This is a genomic window from Intrasporangium sp. (assembly GCF_030452765.1).
GTDB lineage: Bacteria > Actinomycetota > Actinomycetes > Actinomycetales > Dermatophilaceae > Intrasporangium_A.
On record NZ_JAKDLO010000254.1, the window covers coordinates 1 to 5,108 of the forward strand.

Sequence of the window (5,108 nt, forward strand, 5' to 3'; positions counted from 1 at the left end):
CCTTGCTGTTGGCTGGGGGGGGTGCCCCGCGGGTGGCGTTCGGGGCGGGCCGCGCCACCGGAGGGAGTGCGGGGGTTACGTGTTGGGCTGGTCGAACAGGTCGGCCCAGACCGACAGGACGGGCCACTGGCCGGCGGGGTAGATCACGCTGGGGCCGTGGGCGTAGTCGACGCGCAGCGCGTCGACCCGAGCAAAGGCGTACACGTGCAGTACGGCGGTTGCTGCGGTGTTCGCGGTCAAGTCGTCGACCTGGCGCTCGTCGAGGTTGTGCCACGCGTCCCACTGGCCGGTATCGGCGTTGCGGTTGATCTGGTCGCCGTTGTCACTGGCCAGCGTCTTGATATCGCTGGTGGCGCCGTGCTCGTCGGTGTGGCTGATGTGGATCATTGGGGTTTCCTCTCGTGAACTGTCAGGGCCGCTGGGACTGCTCCCCATCGGTTGGCCGGGCGACCATCCCCCGCCCCCTCCGGGGCAAGTGGAATGAAGCGCGGGCAGGAGCCGGGCGGCGCACCCGGAGGGCCGTAGCGCAGCGAAGGACAGCGGGCAGCCCTGGAGACGGGGCGAGTTCGCGAGGAAATCAGCGACGTAGGAGCGCCGAGGGGGCTCGTCCCGTCGTAGGGGTCGAGCGCAGCGAGCCGGTGTTGCACCGACCGGCGGGGCCGCGATCATGAGACGCCCCGGAGGTGGAGGGGAAAGACGTTTTCAGCCGGCCGGAGGCCGGTCGGTTAGCAGCGCAGCTGCCAGCCTTTGCCGTTCGTCGCTCACCGCGCCGGCTCGTGGTGGCGCCGGTGTGGGGCAAGTCGCGACACGGAGTGGAGCTACTTGACCGCCTGGCTCGGGAGCCGCCTCTGGCGTCGATGATGCGTGTGTGTCTTGTTCCGGTTTGGCCATCGGCTGAGTTCACAGACGGCTGGTGAAGGAGGGGTGGGCCTGCCTGGCTGGGTTCGCGCGCGCGGCCGTCAGTAGGCCGCGTGGCGGGTTGTTCAGGCCCGTGTGGTGCCAGGGTGTGCGGCCCTCGCCGCGGCACCGACACTGGCTCCCGCGCTTCGAGGTCACTGCGCAGACCCGCGTGGCCGGGTTCGAGCTGGCCGGCTGGGTGGTCCCGCGGCCGGGGCTGGAGGCTCGGCCGCGGGGCGTGCTGGCCCGTTCGGGTCGTCGGCAGGGCCAGCCGGCTCATCGTAAGCACCTGGTGTGACAGTGCGCCCGGGACAGCAACAGCCCGCGTTGACGGTGAGGCGTCAAATGCGGGCTGTTGCTGCTGGGGGGCAGCTGGGTGCTATCGGTAGTGGTGCTGTTTCGCCTCGGTCTCGCGGCGGGCTCGTTCGATGGCTTTGTCCGCGAAGTTCGCGAGGAACCACCGCATGGTGTCGATGCCGCGTCGGTCTCCGCGGGCTTCCTGCATGCGGAGCAGCTGGTCGCGTTCGTCCTCGGTGAGGCGGTACTGGATCGCGTAGGTGGCGGTCGAGCCGGTGTCGATGGCGACCATCGGGCGGTGCTTCTCCGGCGGTCCCTGGCGCCGTTCGGGCGCCGGTGCGGGGTCGGCCGGGTCGGGCAGGTCGGCGGCTGCGCGAGGCTGCGACCTCGCGGTGAGGTCGGGCCGGGCCTGGTCGCTCATGCTGGCTCCTTCATGGTGTGGAGGATCTGTGCCGCGATCGCGGCGTAGGCCTCGACGACGGGCGCCGAGGAGGGAAAGTTGCCGTACCAGGTGCCCGCTTCGCGGGCCTCGCGCACGATCGTGCGTGAGGGGATGACGGGCCGGAGCACCTGGCCGGGCCAGGTGTTGTCGAGTTCGGCCAGGGTGTGCTTCTCGATGCGCGGCACGATCACGTCGCGGCCGTTGCCGACGACGATGCCGAGCACGTCGAGGCGGCGGGTCGAGCCGAGCCGGTCGAGGGTTTGCCGGTGCCGGGCGATGGTGGTGTAGGCGCCTTCGACGCCTTCGCGGCCGTCGGTGTCGGGTTTGGCGGCGATGATCAGCGCGTTCGCGGCGAACAGCGCGTTGAGTGTGAGCGGCCCGCCTTGGCGGTTGGGGCAGTCGATGACCACGAGGTCAGCGGTGGTGCCCTCGATCGCGCGCATCAGGCGCAGCTCGACGCCGTGCGGGAGCTGCCCTTCGAGGGTGGCGAGGCGGCGCCCGGCCGGGACGACGCGAAGGTTCGGGCTCCACCCGTCCGGGGCGGGCACGGCCAGCTCGTCGGCCCAGCCGTCGCAGTCGTCGGCGGCGATGATGGCTGAGACGTCGAGGCCGGGCTTGGTCGGCTCGACGGTGAGCCACCGGGTGGCGGATGCGCGCGGGTCGAGGTCGATCAGCAGCACGTTCCGGCCCGCGAGGGCGGCGGTCATGGCCAGGCTGACGGCGTGCGTGGTTTTGCACACGCCGCCGGCCTCGGAGTAGCTCCCGAGCACGGTCGTCATGCCGGGAGCCTAGTCAGTGCATGCATGCAAGCATGGGGACGCGGCCCGGACGGGTGGGCCGTGTCGCGGGAGTCAGCGGGCCTGGTCACGGCTTCCTCAGTCTTCATGGATTTCGGGCGGCTGGTAGGTCTGCACGAGCCAGCGGCCGCCGAGGGCGTCCCAGCGCAGGAACAGGGTGTAGTCCCCGGCGTCGGTGGGCACCGTCACGGTGCGGGCGTCTTTGTCTGCGCCGGGCAGGACCGTGGCGGAGCTGGTCACGGTGTGCGCGGTGATGCTGGCCAGGTTGATGTTCTGGGCGGCTTCACGGGCGGAGTCGGTTAGCAGAGGGTTCACGCGCGCCTGCCATGCCGCCTTGGTCAGCTTCGGCGGGGCGTAGGCGCGCATGAACGTGATCGCGGCGGCGGCCGCGGCCGCGGTGCGCCCGGTCTGCTCGGTGTCGATGCTGATCTGGTTCTGTGGTGCCGCCGGGGTGCCGGCCGCGTCGGGGGTTGGCGCGGCCTCGGGGATAAAGGTGGCCGGCGGCGGGGTGGCGATGACGGCGGTGACCTGGGCGGGCTCGGGCTCGGCCGAGCAGCCCGCGAGGGTCAGGAGCGTGAGCGTCGCGGCGGCGATGCCGCGGCGGGTGCGGCTCATAGCGGCACCCCGTGCTGGGCCATGAAGGGCACCGGGTTGATAGGCACGCCGGCGACCTCGACCTGCTCGTGCAGGTGGGGCCCGGTGGAGTTGCCGGTGCTGCCCACGGCCCCGATGGGTTGCCCGGCGGTGACGGAGGCGCCGGCCTCGGTGCTGATCGCGGACTGGTGCATCAGCTTGATGGTGATGCCGCCGCCGCAGTCGAGCGTCGTCTGGTTCCCGCCGCCTCCGGTGACTGGTCCGGCTTGGGCCACTACGGCGTCACAGACGGCGTAGATCGGGGTACCGATCGGCGCCGTCAGGTCCTGGCCCTTGTGCAGCTTCGCCGTCGGCAGGTTCGGCCGGTAAGCGCCGAACACGCTGCCGATTCCGTACTTGGCTGGCTTGAGGGGGTTGGCCCACCGGCCGGAGATGACCGGCGAGCCGGCCGCGCTGGCGGGCTGCACGTCCGGGCAGGCCGTCGCGGCTGCGACGGCCACGGGCGCACCGTTGCCGGGTTGGGCCGGCGGCGGGCTGGCCGGCGTAGCGGGGCGGCCGGCGGCGATGACCAGCTGCGTGGCCAGCGCCTCGTGCTGGGCGTAGGCGTCCGCGAACGCGCTTTTTTGGACCTTCTGGGCGGCCTCGGTGACGGTCATCAGCGGCCACCCGAGCACCTTCTGCAGGGCGTCGAGGAACTTGTTCGTCGCGTAGACGGGATCGGTGACCTGCGCGAGGGTGCCCCACCCTTGGGTGGGGCGCTGCTGGAACAGGCCGGCACTGTCACGGTCACCGCCGGGCAGGCTGATCAGTCGTGACTCCTGGAGCGCGGTGGCCAGCGCGATGATCGCGGCGCGATCGGGCAGGCCCCGGGCGCGCACGATCCCGACGATGATGCCGACGTTCTTGTCCCGGTCGGCGCCCTTACCGTCCTGGTTCCACCAGCTGGGCCGGGAGCCTGCCACCACGGCGGCGGCGTCGGAGAGGGTGCCCTGCCCGCATTGCGCGTTCAGGGCCTCGTCCATGGACGCGGTACCGGCGATGCCGCCGATCAGTGAGAGCGGGATCGCGACGACGAGTCCACCCCCGATGAGGGCCGCTTTGCGCCCGGCAGGGGTGGACAGGATCGCGCCGACGACCGTGGTCAGGCCGATCATGCTGGCGCTGGGGGGGTCGGCACGGGTGGTGGCGCGAGGCTGACGGCTGTCACGAGCCAGCGCCCGTCGACGGGCTCGACGGTGAGCTGGGCGATGCCTGCGCTGGTCGGCACCTCGACGACCGCGGCGGTTCCGGTGACGGTGCTGATGCGGGGGTCGCCGGTGAGCGAGGGCAGTGCTTCGGGTGCGACGTCGGCCAGGGCCTCGACGAGCCGCGCGGTGGTGACCGGGGTCAGTGCGTCGCGCCGCTGGGCGGGGGTGCCCTTCATCGTCCAGGCGGGCACGAACAAGCGCACGCTCGTGAGGGCACGCGTGGCCGCGGCCCCCTCGGGGGCCGCGGTCGCTTCCGGTTGAGCCGCGGGCGGCGGCGCCGCCGGGAGTTCCGGCGCGGTCGTGTCGTCTGTCGACGGGCCGGGCGCCGGCGGGGTTGGTGCCGCCGGCGAGGTGCTGACCGTGACCACCGGAGCGGCGCCGGGTTCGGCGGCCGGGCTGCGGTCGATGATGACGAACCAGATGAACACGGCCACGGCCGTGGCGCACCCGGCCAGGATCGCCAGCTGGACCCAGCGGGGCATGGTCTCCCGCCCCGGTTGCGGGTCGAGGACGGCCGGGCCGACGCCCGCGGGGTCCTCGTCGGCCTGGGTCGGGTCGGGCGCGTCGACGACCTCGGCCAGGTGCTCGACCTGCGCCGGGTCGTCGTCCTCCAGATCGCGGTAGCTCATGGCTGGTCTCCGTCCTGCTCACGCGGCGGGGGCGGCATCGGCTGCCGCCGTGGCGGCCGGGTGTCACCCGGCGTGCGGGGCTTCGGCGTGATCTTGACGTACCGGGACGGCTGCTGCCGGGCCGGGCGCGCAGTGCCGGCCGCGCCGGTGCGGTCGGCGCTCGGGTTGGGCCGGCGGGCGTCGCCGCCTTGGCCGGTGGGCGTTG

General features: G+C 72.6%; 6 protein-coding genes and 1 pseudogene. All 7 read right to left on the minus strand.

Features of this window, described 5'->3' with window-relative positions:
• Positions 1-75 precede the first annotated feature (75 nt).
• Positions 76-387 carry a hypothetical protein gene (locus L0H79_RS20635; protein ID WP_301486517.1) on the minus strand — a complete coding sequence of 104 codons (312 nt, stop codon included), beginning with the start codon at positions 385-387 and terminating at the stop codon, positions 76-78.
• A gap of 889 nt (positions 388-1,276) precedes the next feature.
• Positions 1,277-1,615 (minus strand): hypothetical protein, encoded by a 339-nt coding sequence (locus tag L0H79_RS20640; RefSeq protein ID WP_301486518.1) that lies wholly within the window; start codon positions 1,613-1,615, stop codon positions 1,277-1,279.
• A complete protein-coding gene (locus L0H79_RS20645) occupies positions 1,612-2,415 on the minus strand; it encodes a ParA family protein (RefSeq protein WP_301486519.1) in 804 nt (267 codons plus the stop codon). The genes L0H79_RS20640 and L0H79_RS20645 overlap by 4 nt, the downstream gene beginning before the upstream one ends.
• A 96-nt stretch (positions 2,416-2,511) precedes the next feature.
• A complete protein-coding gene (locus L0H79_RS20650; RefSeq protein WP_301486520.1) occupies positions 2,512-3,048 on the minus strand; it encodes a hypothetical protein in 537 nt (178 codons plus the stop codon).
• A complete protein-coding gene (locus L0H79_RS20655) occupies positions 3,045-4,181 on the minus strand; it encodes a M23 family metallopeptidase (protein WP_301486521.1) in 1,137 nt (378 codons plus the stop codon). The genes L0H79_RS20650 and L0H79_RS20655 overlap by 4 nt, the downstream gene beginning before the upstream one ends.
• A complete protein-coding gene (locus L0H79_RS20660) occupies positions 4,178-4,903 on the minus strand; it encodes a hypothetical protein (RefSeq protein WP_301486522.1) in 726 nt (241 codons plus the stop codon). Before L0H79_RS20660 ends, L0H79_RS20655 begins: the two co-directional genes overlap by 4 nt.
• Positions 4,900-5,108, minus strand: a pseudogene (locus tag L0H79_RS20665) (hypothetical protein); the annotation flags it as partial. The pseudogene L0H79_RS20665 and the gene L0H79_RS20660, both read right to left, overlap by 4 nt.

Bases quoted from the DNA above. Each gene is read 5' to 3' on its own strand.
- L0H79_RS20635 (WP_301486517.1), bottom strand. From the start codon at position 387: ATGATCCACATCAGCCACACCGACGAGCACGGCGCCACCAGCGATATC.
- L0H79_RS20640 (WP_301486518.1), bottom strand. From the start codon at position 1,615: ATGAGCGACCAGGCCCGGCCCGACCTCACCGCGAGGTCGCAGCCTCGC.
- L0H79_RS20645 (WP_301486519.1), bottom strand. From the start codon at position 2,415: ATGACGACCGTGCTCGGGAGCTACTCCGAGGCCGGCGGCGTGTGCAAA.
- L0H79_RS20650 (WP_301486520.1), bottom strand. From the start codon at position 3,048: ATGAGCCGCACCCGCCGCGGCATCGCCGCCGCGACGCTCACGCTCCTG.
- L0H79_RS20655 (WP_301486521.1), bottom strand. From the start codon at position 4,181: ATGATCGGCCTGACCACGGTCGTCGGCGCGATCCTGTCCACCCCTGCC.
- L0H79_RS20660 (WP_301486522.1), bottom strand. From the start codon at position 4,903: ATGAGCTACCGCGATCTGGAGGACGACGACCCGGCGCAGGTCGAGCAC.